The sequence below is a fragment of the uncultured Ralstonia sp. genome, assembly GCA_913056305.1.
Lineage (GTDB): Bacteria > Pseudomonadota > Gammaproteobacteria > Burkholderiales > Burkholderiaceae > Ralstonia.
The window spans coordinates 1-14,655 of sequence record CAJXMR010000114.1 but is presented as its reverse complement, the minus strand read 5'-3'; the positions used below and the strand labels follow the sequence as shown (position 1 = coordinate 14,655).

Annotated in this window: 14 protein-coding genes and 1 pseudogene; 11 read left to right on the top strand and 4 right to left on the bottom strand. The window is 67.3% G+C overall.

Translation table 11 applies throughout. The features are described 5' to 3' along the window. Positions 1 to 115: pseudogene (locus tag QZ609_RS16885) on the top strand (DUF1857 domain-containing protein); the annotation flags it as partial. A gap of 82 nt (positions 116 to 197) precedes the next feature. Next, entirely contained in the window at positions 198 to 1,655 is a 1,458-nt protein-coding gene (locus QZ609_RS16880) for a DHA2 family efflux MFS transporter permease subunit (RefSeq protein ID WP_295497253.1), read from the top strand. Between the two features lie 43 nt (positions 1,656 to 1,698). On the opposite strand, the gene QZ609_RS16875 is transcribed toward QZ609_RS16880, so the two are convergent. Next, entirely contained in the window at positions 1,699 to 1,968 is a 270-nt protein-coding gene (locus tag QZ609_RS16875) for an acyl-CoA-binding protein (protein WP_295497251.1), read from the bottom strand. A 152-nt stretch (positions 1,969 to 2,120) separates the two neighbouring features. Here QZ609_RS16875 and tsaB point away from each other — a divergent pair, with 152 nt between their 5' ends. Genes tsaB through QZ609_RS16860 form a run of 3 tightly spaced genes read left to right on the top strand, consistent with a single transcriptional unit; the run spans position 2,121 to position 4,164 of the window. Next, complete coding sequence (gene tsaB, locus QZ609_RS16870) at positions 2,121 to 2,858, top strand: tRNA (adenosine(37)-N6)-threonylcarbamoyltransferase complex dimerization subunit type 1 TsaB (protein WP_295497249.1); 738 nt, start codon at positions 2,121 to 2,123, stop codon at positions 2,856 to 2,858. Beyond that, positions 2,855 to 3,382, top strand: coding sequence for a ribosomal protein S18-alanine N-acetyltransferase (gene rimI / locus QZ609_RS16865; protein ID WP_295497247.1), 528 nt, complete (start codon positions 2,855 to 2,857; stop codon positions 3,380 to 3,382). The genes tsaB and rimI overlap by 4 nt, the downstream gene beginning before the upstream one ends. Beyond that, positions 3,379 to 4,164 (top strand): uracil-DNA glycosylase, encoded by a 786-nt coding sequence (locus QZ609_RS16860; protein ID WP_295497245.1) that lies wholly within the window; start codon positions 3,379 to 3,381, stop codon positions 4,162 to 4,164. The genes rimI and QZ609_RS16860 overlap by 4 nt, the downstream gene beginning before the upstream one ends. Positions 4,165 to 4,290: 126 nt before the next feature. Here QZ609_RS16860 and lplT read toward each other — a convergent pair whose 3' ends face one another. Next, positions 4,291 to 5,607, bottom strand: coding sequence for a lysophospholipid transporter LplT (lplT, locus tag QZ609_RS16855; protein WP_295497243.1), 1,317 nt, complete (start codon positions 5,605 to 5,607; stop codon positions 4,291 to 4,293). A 617-nt stretch (positions 5,608 to 6,224) separates the two neighbouring features. On the opposite strand from lplT, the gene alr reads away from it, so the two are divergent. The 4 genes from alr to QZ609_RS16835 all read left to right on the top strand — a co-directional run bounded on the left by alr (position 6,225) and on the right by QZ609_RS16835 (position 9,948). Beyond that, positions 6,225 to 7,361, top strand: coding sequence for an alanine racemase (gene alr, locus QZ609_RS16850; RefSeq protein ID WP_295497241.1), 1,137 nt, complete (start codon positions 6,225 to 6,227; stop codon positions 7,359 to 7,361). Positions 7,362 to 7,452: 91 nt separating this feature from the next. Continuing rightward, positions 7,453 to 8,826, top strand: coding sequence for a DNA repair protein RadA (gene radA / locus QZ609_RS16845; protein WP_295497239.1), 1,374 nt, complete (start codon positions 7,453 to 7,455; stop codon positions 8,824 to 8,826). A 101-nt stretch (positions 8,827 to 8,927) separates the two neighbouring features. Continuing rightward, a complete protein-coding gene (locus QZ609_RS16840) occupies positions 8,928 to 9,407 on the top strand; it encodes a disulfide bond formation protein B (protein WP_295497237.1) in 480 nt (159 codons plus the stop codon). Between the two features lie 16 nt (positions 9,408 to 9,423). Further along, the gene (locus QZ609_RS16835) at positions 9,424 to 9,948 is read left to right on the top strand and encodes a DUF523 domain-containing protein (protein ID WP_295497235.1); all 525 of its coding nucleotides are present in this window, start codon (positions 9,424 to 9,426) and stop codon (positions 9,946 to 9,948) included. On the opposite strand, the gene QZ609_RS16830 is transcribed toward QZ609_RS16835, so the two are convergent. Together QZ609_RS16830 and QZ609_RS16825 are read right to left on the bottom strand one after the other, a co-directional pair. Then, positions 9,931 to 11,043, bottom strand: a complete 1,113-nt coding sequence (locus QZ609_RS16830; RefSeq protein WP_295497233.1) for a CaiB/BaiF CoA-transferase family protein — start codon at positions 11,041 to 11,043, stop codon at positions 9,931 to 9,933. The two genes, QZ609_RS16835 and QZ609_RS16830, sit on opposite strands and share 18 nt — an antisense overlap. 34 nt (positions 11,044 to 11,077) lie before the next feature. Further along, positions 11,078 to 13,015 carry an ATP-binding cassette domain-containing protein gene (locus tag QZ609_RS16825; protein WP_295497231.1) on the bottom strand — a complete coding sequence of 646 codons (1,938 nt, stop codon included), beginning with the start codon at positions 13,013 to 13,015 and terminating at the stop codon, positions 11,078 to 11,080. 227 nt (positions 13,016 to 13,242) lie between these two features. On the opposite strand from QZ609_RS16825, the gene QZ609_RS16820 reads away from it, so the two are divergent. Next, positions 13,243 to 14,247, top strand: coding sequence for a MurR/RpiR family transcriptional regulator (locus tag QZ609_RS16820; RefSeq protein WP_295497229.1), 1,005 nt, complete (start codon positions 13,243 to 13,245; stop codon positions 14,245 to 14,247). A gap of 17 nt (positions 14,248 to 14,264) precedes the next feature. After that, positions 14,265 to 14,655: isoaspartyl peptidase/L-asparaginase (locus tag QZ609_RS16815; RefSeq protein ID WP_295497228.1), on the top strand; the 391-nt coding region annotated here is incomplete at its 3' end.

Genomic DNA, 14,655 nt, shown 5'->3' with positions numbered 1-14,655 from the left:
CGATGAAACCGGCGACACGCGCTACGCCGAGATCGTCAAATCCGCCTACCGCGAAGCCGATATCGACACCGTGCGGCGCATCCGCGAGATTGCCGCCACCGGCCGGCTCGGCTGACGCATCCCGCCTGGCTTCGCGCGTGGAGGACGCGCTGGGCCGGGTTTGTCCCCGTCGTCTCACACAACACTAGAACGAGACCATGACGACTTTCACGCCCACCCTGGAGGCCCTGCGCGCGCGTTACGGCGAGCGCTTCAAATGGCTCGTGCTGTTGACGCTGATGGTGGGCGCGGTGTCGTCCGTCATCTCGGCCACCATCGTCAACGTGGCGATTCCGGACCTGAGCCGGCATTTCGTGCTCGGGCAGGAGCGCGCGCAGTGGGTGTCGGCGAGCTTCATGGTGGCGATGACCTTGTCGATGCTGCTCACGCCCTGGCTGCTATTGCGCTTCGGGCTGCGGCGCACTTTCATCGGGGCGTTGCTGCTGCTGGGGCTGGGCGGCCTGGCGGGCGGGCTGTCGCCCAACTACGGCGTGATGATCGCCATGCGGGTGGTGGAGGGCATCGCTGCCGGCATCATGCAGCCGCTGCCCAACATCCTGATCCTGCGCGTGTTTCCGGAGCGGGAGCAGGGCAAGGCGTTCGGGCTGTTCGGCTTTGGCGTGGTGCTGGCGCCGGCCGTGGGGCCGAGCGTGGGCGGCTTCCTCGTCGAGCTGTTCGGCTGGCGCTCGATCTTCTTCGTGGTGCTGCCCTTCACGTTGATGGGCTGGGCGATGGCGCGGCGCTTCATGGCGATCAACTCGTCGATGGCGGGCGAGCCCAAGCCGCTGGACTGGCGTGGTCTGCTGCTGATCGGCGGGGCCACGGTCTCTTTGCTCAACGGGCTGGTGGCGTTGCATAGCGATGTCGTGCACGGTGCTGCGCTGACGGGGGTGTCGGTCGTGTGCGTGGCGGGCTTCGTGTTCTGGCAGCGGCGGGTGGAATCCCCGTTGCTGGACCTGCGGCTGTTCAGCTACCGGCAATTCGCGATGGGCGCGGTGGTGGCCTTCATCTACGGGGCGGGGCTGTACGGCTCGACGTATCTGGTGCCGGTGTACATGCAGGTCGCGCTGGCCTATGCGCCGTCGCGCGCGGGGCTGGTGCTGCTGCCGGCCGGGCTGGTGCTGGCCGTGACCATCGTGCTGGCTGGGCGCCTGACCAGCCGTGTTGAGCCGTTCCGGCTGGTGTCGTGCGGGCTGGCGGCGCTGGCGCTGTCCTTCTTCCTGATGGCCACCAACACGCGTGCCACGAGCTATCTGCTGCTGATCGGCATCGCCATCATCGGACGCGTCGGGCTGGGTTTCGTGCTGCCGTCGCTGAGCCTGGGCGCCATGCGCGGCGTCGATTTCACGCTGATCCCGCAGGGCTCCAGCGCGGTCAATTTCCTGCGTCAGCTGGGTGGGGCGATCGGCGTGTCGGCCACCGGCATCTTCCTGCAATGGCGGCTGGCCTCGCGCGGCATCGAGACCATCCACGGTGCGGCGGTCGACCCGGAAGCGCGCATCCTGGCCTTCGACGAGACCTTCATTTTCCTCGGCACGCTGTGCGCGCTGGCGGTGGTGGCCGCCTGGCGCATGCGCCGGCGCGAGGTGCCGTCCGCCGTGCCGGCCGCGCAATAAAAAACCGGGCGCGAGGCCCGGTTCTTCGTGTGGCGGTCGACGCTCAGGTCGTTGCGCCGCTCTTCAGCTCTTCGACCAGGTCGATGTACTTCTGCTTGGCGTCGTCCTGCGAGGTGCCCTTCAGGCCTTCCCACGCTTCGTACTTGTAGCGGCCGACGATGTCGGTGAAGCCCGGCTTGTCGCCGTGGGCGTCGCCTTCGGCGCCTTGCTTGAAGAGGGCGTACAGGCGCAGCAGCGTCATGTTGGCGGGGCGCTCGGAGAGGCCCTTGACGTCGATTTGGGCTTGGTCGAAACGGGCTTGCAAGTCGCTCATGATGGTTCCCGGCTGGAAAAACAATGGTCCGGCGATGATAGCGTCGGGGTGGGGTGGCCGGGTCGTTTGAATTCGAGGATGCCTTCGGTTTTCTGCGTGCGCTGCCGCCGCTTGGCGGGCTCAGGCGCCACACCAGCCGGTACAATGCCGCCATGCCCTGGATTCTTGCTTTCGATACCTCCACCGAGTTCTGTTCCGTCGCCCTTGGTGACGGCACGCGCACGCTGTTCCGTCATGAGCACGCTGGCCCGCGCTCCAGCAGCCGCGTGCTGCCGGCCGCCGGTGAATTGCTGGCCGAGGCTGGCATCGCCTTGGCCGATTGCGCGGCGATCGCCTTCGGCGCCGGGCCCGGTTCGTTCACCGGGCTGCGCACGGCGTGCGGCGTCGCGCAGGGGCTTGCCTTCGGTGCCGGTCTGCCGGTCGTCCCGGTCAATTCCCTGGTGGCGTGCGCCGAGCAGACGCGTGCGTCGCTGCCGGCCGGCACGGCGGTCACCGTTGCGCTCGATGCGCGGATGGACGAATGCTACTGGGCCAGTTTCGTGCCCGTCGACACGGGGCAGGATGCCACCGGCTGGCATGCGCTGTCGGCCATCCAGGTGAGCGGGCCGCAGACCGTCGCCGCACCGTCGCAGCCCTATTGGTTGGCCGGCAATGCGGCGATTGTGTTCGCCGATCAGTTGAGCGTTGCGACCGGCGCTGCCGCCGTGCTGCCCGAGGTGGCGCCACACGCGCGCGAGATCGTCACCCTCGGCCTGCGTCTGCTGGCGGCAGGCCACACGGTGCGCCCGGAAGACGCGGCGCCGCTGTACGTGCGAGACAAGGTCGCACTGACCATCGAAGAACGCCAGGCGGTGCAGCAGGCCAAGGCCGCCGCAGGTGCTCGCGCATGAGCCTGATCGACAAGGCCCTCGCCAGCGTGGCCACGCAGATGCCGTTGCCCACCGGTTGGCGCGTTGAGCGCATGACCGCGCTGGACCTGGTCGAGGTGGCGGCGATCGAGCACGCGGCATTCACCTTCCCGTGGTCGCGGGGCAACTTCGAAGATTCGCTCAAATCGGGCCACCTGGGCATCGTGCTGCGCGACGGCGGCAACGCGGTTGCCGGGTACCTGATCCTGATGCCGGTGGTCGACGAGATGCACCTGCTGAACGTGACCGTGGCGCCGGTCTGGCAGCGGCAGGGCCTGGGCCGCTGGCTGCTGCGCGCGGCGGTGGCGCTCACGCTGGCGCATGGCTTCGGCAGCCTGCTGCTGGAGGTGCGGCCATCCAATGCTGGGGCGATCGCACTGTACCGCCGCGTCGGCTTTGCCGAGATCGGCCGACGCAAGCGCTATTACCCGGCCGAGAACAGCACGCGAGAGGATGCGCTCGTCATGCGCATCGCCTGCGAGGCCAGCGGCGTGGAGGCAGCATGAACAGACGAGCGCGGATGCTTGAGGCGCTGGGCGTCTCCACCGAATGGGTACTGCGCGGCGCTGAGCCGGTCGAAGCGGAAGCCATTGAGGCTGCGCTCGCCGAACCGGTCGCGGCCGAGGTTGCGGTAGCGGCTCCGGAGCCCGTTGTTGCACATATCGAGGCGCCGCTGGCCGATGCTCCCAGCGATGGCACGTTGTCGCGCGCGCAGCGCATCGCCGCATTCGATTGGGCGGAGCTCGAAGGTGCCGTCTCCAACTGCACATCGTGCAAGCTGTGCGAGCGCCGCACGCACACGGTCTTCGGCGTCGGCGACCGACAGGCCGAATGGATGCTGATCGGCGAGGCTCCGGGCGAGCAGGAGGACAAGCAGGGCGAGCCCTTCGTCGGCCAGGCCGGCAAGCTGCTCGACAGCATGCTGCGGTCCATCGGCTTGTCGCGAGAGAAGGGCGTGTTCATCGCCAACGTGCTCAAGTGCCGCCCGCCCGGCAACCGCGATCCGGAGCCGGACGAGGTGGCGATGTGCGATCCGTACCTCAAGCGCCAGATCGCGCTGGTCAAGCCGCGCGTGATCGTGGTGCTCGGCCGCATTGCCGCGCAGACGCTGCTGCAGACACAGACGCCCGTGAGCAAGCTGCGCGGCAAGGTGCACGAGGTGGAAGGCGTGCCAGTGGTGGTGACGTATCACCCGGCCTACCTGCTGCGCACGCTCACCGACAAGGCGCGCGCGTGGGAGGACTTGTGCCTCGCACGCAAGGTCTATGCGGAGCACGGCGGCAAGTAAGAAGGCGCCCGCTCGACTACAGCGATAGGTTGGTGTATCCGAGGGCCTCGGCCGGACGGCCGGAGGTGGCGGCGTTCCGCGCGTGGCTCCTTGGCGAGGTGCGCGGCAACGCTTAGCGGTGCGGGTTCAGTGGTGCTTATCCTCGCCGATAAGCTCGGCGGTGTGATAGACCTTCTCATTGCGGCGATGCCGGCGCATCACCAGCGCCATCGTCACGCACACGAACACGCCAAACGACACGATCACCACGCTCACCGGTACGTTCAGCTTCACGAGCAGTGCGTACAGGCACAGCATCAGCAGCACCGACACGTTCTCGTTGAAGTTCTGCACAGCGATCGAGTGGCCAGCCGAGAGCAGCACGTGCCCGCGGTGCTGCAGCAGCGCGTTCATCGGCACCACGAAGAAGCCCGACATCGCGCCCACCACCATCAGGAACACGTAGGCGATCAGCATGTACAGCGGCAGGTTCATGCCGGCAATATGGAAGGTGACCTCGGGGATGGTGTGCTTGGTGTAGAACGCCATCAGCATCATCACCGCGCCCATCGCCACGCCCACGGGCAGCACGTCCAGCGAGCGGCGCAGCGGAATCTTCACGGCGGCAGACATGGCGCCGACCGCCACGCCCACGGCCACCACGGCCTGCAGGATGGCGCCCTGCGACAGGTTCAGTTCCAGCGATTGCTCCGCCCACTTCAGCACGATGAACTGCAGCGTGGCGCCGGCACCCCAGAACAGCGTCGTCACCGCCAGCGAGATCTGCCCCAGCTTGTCGCGCCACAGTGCGTTGAAGCAGTCGGCAAACTCGGAGATCAAACGCACCGGATTCTTCTCTTGCTGCGGATAGTGCGCGCCGGTATCGGGAATGCGCGTGTTGAACAGCGCCGCGATCAGATAGATCACCATGATGACCAGCATGGCCGCCTCGGCCGGCGTGTCGATGAACTCCAGCCCCGGGATGTCGAACGACAGCAGCCACGACGACACATGCTTGGAAATGAGCGCGCCGCCTAGCACCGTGCCGAGGATGATCGAGCCGACCGTCAGGCCTTCGATCCAGCCGTTAGCGGCGACGAGTTTCTCGGCGGGGAGCAGCTCGGTCAGGATGCCGTACTTGGCGGGCGAATATGCCGCCGCGCCAAAGCCGACCACGCCATACGCGAGCAGCGGATGCACACCGGTGAGCATGACCCCGCAACCGGCCAGCTTGATGGCATTGGTGATCAGCATCACCTTGCCCTTGGGCATGGAGTCGGCAAAGGCGCCGACAAAGGCCGCCAGCAGAACGTAAGAGAGCACGAAGAACAGCTTGAGCAGCGGGGTCATCCACTGCGGTGCGTGCATCTCTGTCAGAAGGGCGATGGCCGCGATCAGCAGCGCATTATCGGCGAGCGACGAGAAAAACTGCGCCGCCATGATGATGTAAAAGCCCTTCTTCATACTTTCGAATTCGTCCCCGTAGACCACGGTGCCATTGCCGTCTTCAAGGCATGCGGGCGGGTGGCCGGCATGCGGAAGACGTTCTCGAGGGCGGCCGGCAATGCGCTGCCGCGGCTGACCGGCCGCGCGGTGCGCATGGGCGAGGCGCCGGCGTTCTGGCCGGGCACCGCGCAGGCCCCCCTTGCTAGGGTTCCCTTTGACGGAGCCGGCACGCAACGCCGGTCAACCGCGGGAATCTTGACAGACAGGCGGCCGGGCATGATGTTCCACCCGGAGCGTGATGTGTGCTCGCCTGCATTCATGGTTGGACAACGAGTGACGCCAGCGTGCACGAAGCGGGGGCCAGCGCCCGACTTTCCTTATGCTGCCAACGCATCACCTATGTTTTCCCATGCCTAAATTGAACGGCTTTATAACATGAAACGTGTGCGCTCCCGGTGACGGCGGCGCACTTTCTTTTCAGCGCTTGCTCAACTTCGCGAACCTGTGGGCGTCCTGTGGTCAAATAGAACGCTTGTTGCGTGCGGCCGGGCGCACCAGCCCGCGCACATTTATTGCATTGCAGCACCGATGCGCGCCACAAGCGTGTCATCGCTCCTATTTGCAGGTTCGCCGTCATGCCAAGACCTATCCATGCCGTGATCCACGGCCCCGCACTTGTCAACAATCTCCAGGTGGCCCGCCGCCACGCGCCCAACTCGCGCGTGTGGGCGGTCGTCAAGGCCAATGCCTACGGCCACGGTATCGAGCGCGCCTATGAAGGCCTGCGCCAGACCGATGGCTTCGGCTTGCTCGACCTGGACGAAGCTGTCCGCGTGCGCCAGCTCGGCTGGCAGGGGCCGGTCCTGCTGCTCGAAGGTTTCTTTAAACCCGAAGACCTTGTCATCGTCGAGCAGCACCGCCTGACCACCACCATCCATTGCGAAGAGCAGTTGCGCATGCTCGAGCTGGCGCGCCTGAAAGGGCCCATCAGCGTGCAGCTCAAGATCAACACGGGCATGAGCCGCCTGGGCTTCACGCCCGCTGCCTACCGCGCCGCGTGGGAGCGTGCCCGCACCATCTCCGGCATCGGCACCATCACCCACATGACGCACTTCTCCGATGCTGACAGCCCGCGCGGCATCGAGCATCAGCTGGAGGCGTTCGAGCAGGCCACGCTGGGGCTGCCGGGCGAGGCGTCGCTGTCCAACTCCGCTGCCACGCTGTGGCACCCGAGGGCGCATCGCGACTGGGTGCGCCCGGGCGTGATCATGTACGGCGCGTCGCCGACCGGCCTCGCCTCCGATATCGAAGGCACTGGCCTGATGCCGGCCATGTCGCTCAAGAGCGAGCTGATCGCCATCCAGGACCTGCAGCCGGGCGACACCATCGGCTACGGCTCGCGCTTCGTGGTGGAGCGTCCGATGCGCATCGGCGTGGTCGCTTGCGGTTATGCCGACGGCTATCCGCGTCATGCGCCGGGTTGGGGCGAGCAGTTCACGCCGGTGCTGGTCGACGGCGTGCGCACGCACACGGTGGGCCGGGTGTCGATGGACATGATCACCGTCGATGTGTCGGGCATGCCGAACGCGCGTGTCGGTACGCCGGTCACGCTGTGGGGCGAAGGCCTGCCGATCGACGAAGTCGCGCATGCCGCCGGCACCGTCGGCTATGAGCTGATGTGTGCGCTGGCGCCCCGTGTGCCGGTGACGGTCGAACCGGTCGGCACCGCCGAGGCGGGCGAGGCCGGCAGTTCGCTCGGCAAGGCAGCCTGAGCACCATCGCACTTCGCGCAATACACGCAATACGAAGATCAAGCGGCTGCCCGACACCCTCGGTGCGCGGCGGCCACAAGCAGGGGGTTGTTTGGCCAAGAGCAAGACGGTCTATACGTGCACCGAGTGTGGCGGCACGTCGCCGAAATGGGCGGGGCAGTGCCCGCATTGCCAGCAGTGGAACACGCTGGTGGAAACCGTGGCGCAGCCGACGTCGGGTGCGGGCGCGCGCTTCCAGTCGCTGGCATCGAGCGCCACCGTGCGCAAGCTGTCGGACATCGACGCGGTGGACGTGCCGCGCTTCTCCAGCGGCATCGACGAGTTCGACCGGGTGCTGGGCGGCGGCCTGGTCAGTGGCGGCGTGGTGCTGATCGGCGGCGATCCGGGCATCGGCAAGTCGACGCTGCTGCTGCAGGCGCTGTCCAACTTGGCGACCAGCCGTCGCGTGCTGTATGTGAGCGGCGAAGAGTCCGGCGCGCAGATCGCGCTGCGGGCGCGGCGCCTTGGCATCGAAAGCCCAAACCTCGCGCTGCTGGCCGAGATCCAGCTCGAACGCATCCAGGCGACCATCGAGATCGAGAAGCCCGAGGTGGTGGTCATCGATTCGATCCAGACGCTGTATTCGGAGGCGCTGACCTCGGCGCCGGGGTCGGTGGCGCAGGTGCGCGAATGCGCGGCGCAGCTCACGCGCATCGCCAAGCGGCTCGACGTGACGACCATCCTCGTCGGTCACGTGACCAAGGAAGGCGCGCTGGCGGGGCCGCGCGTGCTCGAGCACATCGTCGATACGGTGCTGTATTTCGAGGGCGATACGCATTCGGCGTACCGGCTGGTGCGTGCGTTCAAGAACCGCTTCGGCGCCGTCAACGAGCTGGGCGTGTTCGCCATGACCGAGCGTGGCCTGCGCGGCGTGGCGAATCCGTCGGCGCTGTTCCTCTCGCAGCATGAGCAGGTGGTGCCGGGCTCGTGCGTGCTGGTGACGCAGGAGGGCACGCGACCGCTGCTGGTGGAGATCCAGGCGCTGGTGGACACAGCCAATGTGCCGAACCCGCGTCGTTTGGCCGTGGGCCTGGAGCAGAACCGATTGGCAATGTTGCTGGCGGTCCTGCACCGGCACGCCGGCATCGCGTGCTTCGATCAGGACGTGTTCCTCAATGCCGTGGGCGGGGTGAAGATCACTGAGCCGGCGGCGGACTTGGCCGTGCTGCTGGCGATCCACTCGTCAATGCGCAACAAGCCGCTGCCGCGTGGGCTGGTGGTGTTTGGGGAGATCGGCCTGGCGGGCGAGATCCGCCCGACGCCGCGCGGGCAGGAGCGCCTGAAGGAAGCCGCCAAGCTGGGTTTCTCGATCGCCGTGATCCCGAAGTCGAACGCACCCAAGCAGGCGATCGATGGCCTGGAGGTGATCGCCGTCGAGCGCATCGAGCAGGCCATTGACCGCGTGCGCGGGCTGGAGGCCGCCTAATGGTTCAAATTTTCGAAACATCATTGGCGGCGCCAGTTGAACGTGCTGGCGCCGTCGCGGTGCGATAATCCGCCAACTTTTCTCTTGATCTCGACGCCCCCATGCAAGCCAATTCGCGCGCCTTTTTCCTGCTGATTGCTGTGATTTCCTTCGGGCTGGTCGGCTATGCGCTGTACCTGCAGCACGTGGAGGGCCTGCAGCCGTGTCCGCTGTGTGTGCTGCAGCGGTTTGCCTTTATTGGCATCGGCGTGTTCTCGTTGCTGGCGGCGCTGTCGTCGGCCACGCGCCTGCTGTGGCATGGGCTGGGGATGCTGTCGGCGCTGGGCGGCATCTGCGTGGCGGGGTATCACGTGTCGCTGCTGCTGAATCCGAAGGCCAGCTGCGGCATCGACCCGATCGAGAACTGGGTCAATGCGCTCCCCACAGCCAAATGGCTGCCGCAGGTGTTCGAATCTGACGGCCTGTGCACCGCGCCGCTGCCGCCGGTGCTGGGCCTGTCGATCCCGGCGTGGTCGCTGATCTGGATGGTGATCCTGGCGCTGACGCTGGTGGTGGGCATGATCCGCCGCGAGCGTCGCTGAGCGGGCCCTGCCAGTCATGCAACGTGTGCTGGTGAGCGCCTGCCTGCTGGGCCAGCCGGTGCGCTACGACGGCGGCACGGTGGCCACCGAGGGTGGCATCCTGGCGTGCTGGCAGATGGAAGGGCGCGTCGTGCCGATGTGCCCCGAGATGGCCGGCGGCCTGCCGGTGCCGCGCCTGCCGGCGGAAATCCACGGTGATGGCGGTGGCGCGGCGGTGCTGCGCGGTGCGGCCCGCGTGGTCGAGCACCACGGCCATGATGTCACTGAAGCGTTTGTACAGGGTGCGCAACGTGCCCTGGAGGCCGCGCGGGAAGCCGGCGTGCAAGTCGCCGTGCTGACCGAGCGCAGCCCATCCTGCGGCTCCACCTTTCTCTACGACGGTTCGTTCTCCAGCCAGCTCCAGCCCGGCGAGGGCGTGACGGCGGCGCTGCTGCGCGAGCACGGCATCCGCGTGTTCAGCCAGCACCAGCTGGAAGACGCCGCGCGCCTGCTCGACGCACTGGACGCGCGCGATCGCGCCGCCTCAGTCGGCAAACCGTAGCGGCAGGGCGAGCTGCACGGGCTCGCCGTTCTCTTTCACCACGCTGTTGCGTTCGGCAAAGAGCGGGTGCTGCAGGGCTTCTTCCATGCGCAGCACGGGCGTGACGCAGCAATCGGCGTCGGCAAAGCGCGCAGTCCATTCGGCTTGCGTGGCGGTGCGGAACAGCACCGTGAGTTCGTCGCGCAGGGCGCGTGCCTCGTCGCCGCCAACACGCTGACCGCAAGCCCAGTGCTTGTCCTTCCATTCCGGCTTGCCGAGCACGTCGCACAGGGTCTGCCAGAACTTCAGCTCCAGCGAGCCGACCGCCATGAAGCGGTCATCCGACGTGCGATAGACGCCGTAGCAGGGCACGCCGCCGTTGAGCAGGTCGGTGCCGGCGCGGCTGGCCTGGCCGCGCATGCCCACCGCAAAGAACGCCATCAGGTTGTGCGCGAACACCGAGTCCGTCATCGACACGTCGATGTGGCGGCCGTGCCCAGTGGCGTGCGCGTCCACCAGCGCAGCCAGGATGCCGACCACGGCCGTCAGCGCGCCGCCCAGCAGGTCGCCGATCTGCACGTTGGGGACGATGGGTGTGCCGTCAACGGTGGTGAGCTGATCCAGCATGCCCGCGTAGCCGACGTAGTTGATGTCATGGCCTGCCGCCTGCGCGAGCGGCCCGTCCTGCCCGTAGCCGCTGATCGAGCACATCACCAGCGCCGGGTTGGCTGCGCGCAGCGTTTCCCAGCCGACGCCGAGGCGCGCCATCACGCCGGGGCGGAAGCTCTCGATCAGCACGTCGGCGTGGCGGACGTGTTCGATCAGGGCGGCGCGGTCTTCTTCGCGCTTGAGGTCGAGCCGCAGTTCGGTCTTGCCGCGATTGAGCGAGCGGAAGAACAGGCTCGGGCGATCGGCGGCTCGGTCGGCGGAGGTGCGCAGCATGTCGCGCGCGTAGTCGCCGGGGCCGGGATCTTCGATCTTGATGACTTCCGCGCCGAGATCCGCCAGGTGGCGCGTGGCAGCGGGGCCGGGCAGCAAGCGCGTCAGGTCGAGCACGCGCACGCCGGCGAGCGGTTGGTGTGTGGCAGTGGCGGTGTCCGGCAACGGGGAAGGCATCAGCGAGGTCTCCTGGGCCGGACGTGCCGGCTTTTTAATTGATCTGTTCGAGTTGTTCGTGCAGATCGAGCCAGCGTTCTTCCAGCTGGTCGAGTTCAGTGTTCAGCTCGGCCTGGCGGCGCAGGCCTTCCATCAGGCGCGTCTTGTTGGCGTCTTCGTACGCGGCGCCATCGGCGAGGAAGGCTTCGATGTCGGCCTTTTCCTTCTGCAGCGGCGCCATGCGTTTCTCGATGGCGTCGACGTTCTTTTGCAGGGGCTTGCGCAGCGCATTCAGACGCTGGCGCTGCTCGGCTTCCTCGCGCTTCTGGTCGCGGCGGTTGACGGCGGGGGCATCGCCATTGGCATCTGGTGTGGCTGGCGCGCTGGCGGCAGCGCGTTTGGCGGCGGCCTGCTTGAGCAGCCAGTCGCGGTAGTCGTCCAGGTCGCCGTCGAACGGGGCGACGGTGCCTTGGCCGACCAGCAGGAACTGGTCGGTCGTGGCGCGCAGCAGGTGCCGGTCGTGCGAGACGAGGATCAGCGTGCCGTCGAACTGGGCGAGCGCCATGGTCAGCGCTTCGCGCGTGTCGAGATCCAGGTGGTTGGTCGGCTCGTCGAGCAGCAGCAGGTTGGGGCGCTGCCAGACGATGAGTGCGAGCGCCAGGCGCGCCTTCTCACCGCCGGAGAACGGGGCGATGGGCGAGGTCGCCATGTCGCCGCGGAAGTTGAAGCTGCCGAGGAAGTCGCGCAACTCTTGCTCGCGCACGTCGGGCGCCAGGCGCGCGAGGTGCAGCAGCGGCGAGGCGTGGTCGTCCAGCGTCTCCAGCTGGTGCTGCGCGAAGTAGCCGATCTGCAGGCCCTTGCCGCGTCGGATGCTGCCTGAGAGCGACGCGAGGGTCTCGGCTAGCGTCTTCACCAGCGTCGACTTGCCCTGACCGTTCGCGCCCAGCAGGCCGATGCGCTGGCCGGTCTGGATCGAGAACGTCAGGTGCTTGAGGATGGTGATGGGTGCATCTTCGCTCGGGCCGGGGTAGCCGCAGTCGACGCCCTCGAAGGTGAGCATCGGGTTCGGCGCCGCATCGGGCTCGCGGAATTCGAATGAGAAGCCAGCAGCCGCATGCACCGGCGCGAGGCGCTCCATGCGCTCCAGCGCCTTGACGCGGCTCTGCGCCTGCTTAGCCTTGCTGGCCTTGGCCTTAAAGCGCGTGATGAACGACTCAAGATGCGCAATCTGCTTCTGCTGCCGCGCATACGACGCTTCCTGCAGCGCCATCTGCTGCAGGCGCTGCGTCTCGAACTGTGTGTAGTTGCCGCCGTAGCGCTTGAGCTTCTGGTGCTCGATATGCAGCGTGACGTTGCACACGCCGTCGAGGAATTCGCGATCGTGCGAAATCATCACCAGCGTGCCGGGGTAGCGCGAGAGCCAGTCTTCCAGCCAGACCACGGCGTCGAGGTCCAGGTGGTTGGTCGGTTCGTCGAGCAGCAGCAGGTCGGACGGGCACATCAGCGCCTGCGCCAGGTTCAGGCGCATGCGCCAGCCGCCGGAGAAGCTGGTCACCGGCTGCGTGGTCTGGGCCATGGTGAAGCCGAGGCCGAGCAGCAGGGCCTGCGCGCGGGCCGGGGCGGTGTAGCCGTCGGCGTCGGCAAAGGCGGTGTGGGCTTCGGCCTGGGCGTGGCCGTCGTGGGCCGCTTCCGCATCGGCGAGGCGGCGTTCGATGTCGCGCAGGCGCGGGTCGCCGTCGAGCGTGTAGTCGAGCGCGCTGCGGTCGACGGCGGGTGTCTCCTGCGCCACATGGGCGACCTGCCACGTGGGCGGGATGGCGACTTCGCCGCCATCGGCGTGCAGCTCGCCGCGCAACATGGAGAACAGCGTGGATTTGCCGCTGCCGTTCACGCCGACCAGGCCCACCCGTTCACCGGGGTTGAGCGTGGCCGTGGCGTGGTCGAAGAGCACCTTGGTGCCGCGCTGGAGGACGAGGTCGTCGAATCGGATCACGAAAAACTACGCTGAAGGAAACCGGACAAGGGTGCGATTGTAGCGTGCTGCGGCGCACGATCCTGGCGCCTGCGGTGGTGCATGGCACTAGGAGGGAGCCGGGCAGGCCCACTGTCTGTGCAGACGCTTTCGACCTAGGGAAAACCATAGGCCTCTGTGAAAGTTTTTTTCTTTACTTGTGGTGTTCGTGTAAATACATTTACATCAAATTTTCACAGCCCCGGATCATGGCGAAACCCACCAGCAAGCGTACGGAAGACTCGCAAGCGGCATTTGCTGCCGATGCGACCGTGTCCGAGCGCATCGCGGCAGCGCTCGCCACGCTCACGCCCGCGCACCAGCGCATGGCGGAATACGTGCTGGCGAACCCGTTCCGGGCGGCCACCATGCGCATCGACGAGTTTGCCGAGGCGGTGAACATGTCGGTGGCCACCGCCAACCGCTTTGCGCATGCGCTGGGGTTCGAGGGCTTTCCGCAGTTCCGGGCCGAACTCGTGCGCGGTTTCGAGGCGACGCTCGCGCCGGTCGAGAAGCTGCGCCATGAACTGGCACGCCCGGCCTCCAGCGCGGAGATCTTCGCCGCCTCGCTGAATGAAGACATCGCCAACCTGGATGCCACGCGCCGCATGCTCGACCCCGCCGCCTGCGAGCGTGCGGTGGACGCTATCCTGGCTGCGCCGCGCATCTACGTGGTGGGCTTTGGCGCCAGCGGTTACCTGGCCGGGCTGCTGCGCCATGGGCTGGACCTGTATTGCGACACGGTGCTGTCGGTGTCGCAGCCGGGCGGGGCGTCGGATGCGGCGCGTCAGGTGCGCAAGATTGCGCCGGACGACCTGCTGATCGCCATTGCCTTCCCGCGCTATGCATCGGACACCATCACGCTGGCGCAGCGCGTGCGCGAGCGCGGCGGCCGCATCCTGGCGCTGACCGACGGCCCGACCTCGCCGCTGGCGCCGCTGGCCGACGTGTCGCTCTATGCGCGCCCGAGCCGGCAGTTCTCGGCCAACTCCGATACCGCCGTCACGGCAATGATCGAGGCGCTGTGCGGGGCCGTGGCGCATCGCTCGTCGCACTCGCTGCAGTCGGCGGAAAACCTGACCGCGTTTGTCCTGCCATGGCTGCATGCCGGCCAGGTACCGCGCACTGCCCCGGTGTCCAACGCAGAGGCGGCCCACCGTGCCGACGCCGATAAGCCTGCCCGGCGCCCCCGCAAGGGCTCGGCCGCCAACTGATTCCCAAGCCAACGCACATGCCTACACCCATCCTCGCCATTCACGGCGGCGCCGGCACCATCACCCGCTCGGCCATGGACGCCGACAAGGAAGCCGCCTACCAGCAGGCGCTCAACGACATCCTGGCGGCAGGCCAACGCATCCTCGTTGCGGGCGGCAGCGCGCTCGACGCCGTGACCGAAGCGGTGCGTTTGCTGGAAGAGTGCCCGCTGTTCAACGCCGGCAAGGGTTCCGTGCTCACGCATGCCGGCACGTATGAGCTGGATGCGTCGATCATGGACGGCGCCACGCTGGCAGCCGGCGCCGTCACTTGCGTCAAGCGCGTGCGCAACCCGATCCTGGCCGCGCGCGCGGTGATGGAGCGCAGCGAACACGTGCTGTTTACCTCCGAAGGCGCCGAGGCGTTTG

Excerpts from the sequence above, each read along its gene's own strand:
- QZ609_RS16880 (WP_295497253.1), top strand. The coding sequence starts at position 198 with ATGACGACTTTCACGCCCACCCTGGAGGCCCTGCGCGCGCGTTACGGC.
- QZ609_RS16875 (WP_295497251.1), bottom strand. The coding sequence starts at position 1,968 with ATGAGCGACTTGCAAGCCCGTTTCGACCAAGCCCAAATCGACGTCAAG.
- tsaB (WP_295497249.1), top strand. The coding sequence starts at position 2,121 with ATGCCCTGGATTCTTGCTTTCGATACCTCCACCGAGTTCTGTTCCGTC.
- rimI (WP_295497247.1), top strand. The coding sequence starts at position 2,855 with ATGAGCCTGATCGACAAGGCCCTCGCCAGCGTGGCCACGCAGATGCCG.
- QZ609_RS16860 (WP_295497245.1), top strand. The coding sequence starts at position 3,379 with ATGAACAGACGAGCGCGGATGCTTGAGGCGCTGGGCGTCTCCACCGAA.
- lplT (WP_295497243.1), bottom strand. The coding sequence starts at position 5,607 with ATGAAGAAGGGCTTTTACATCATCATGGCGGCGCAGTTTTTCTCGTCG.
- alr (WP_295497241.1), top strand. The coding sequence starts at position 6,225 with ATGCCAAGACCTATCCATGCCGTGATCCACGGCCCCGCACTTGTCAAC.
- QZ609_RS16840 (WP_295497237.1), top strand. The coding sequence starts at position 8,928 with ATGCAAGCCAATTCGCGCGCCTTTTTCCTGCTGATTGCTGTGATTTCC.
- QZ609_RS16835 (WP_295497235.1), top strand. The coding sequence starts at position 9,424 with ATGCAACGTGTGCTGGTGAGCGCCTGCCTGCTGGGCCAGCCGGTGCGC.
- QZ609_RS16830 (WP_295497233.1), bottom strand. The coding sequence starts at position 11,043 with ATGCCTTCCCCGTTGCCGGACACCGCCACTGCCACACACCAACCGCTC.
- QZ609_RS16820 (WP_295497229.1), top strand. The coding sequence starts at position 13,243 with ATGGCGAAACCCACCAGCAAGCGTACGGAAGACTCGCAAGCGGCATTT.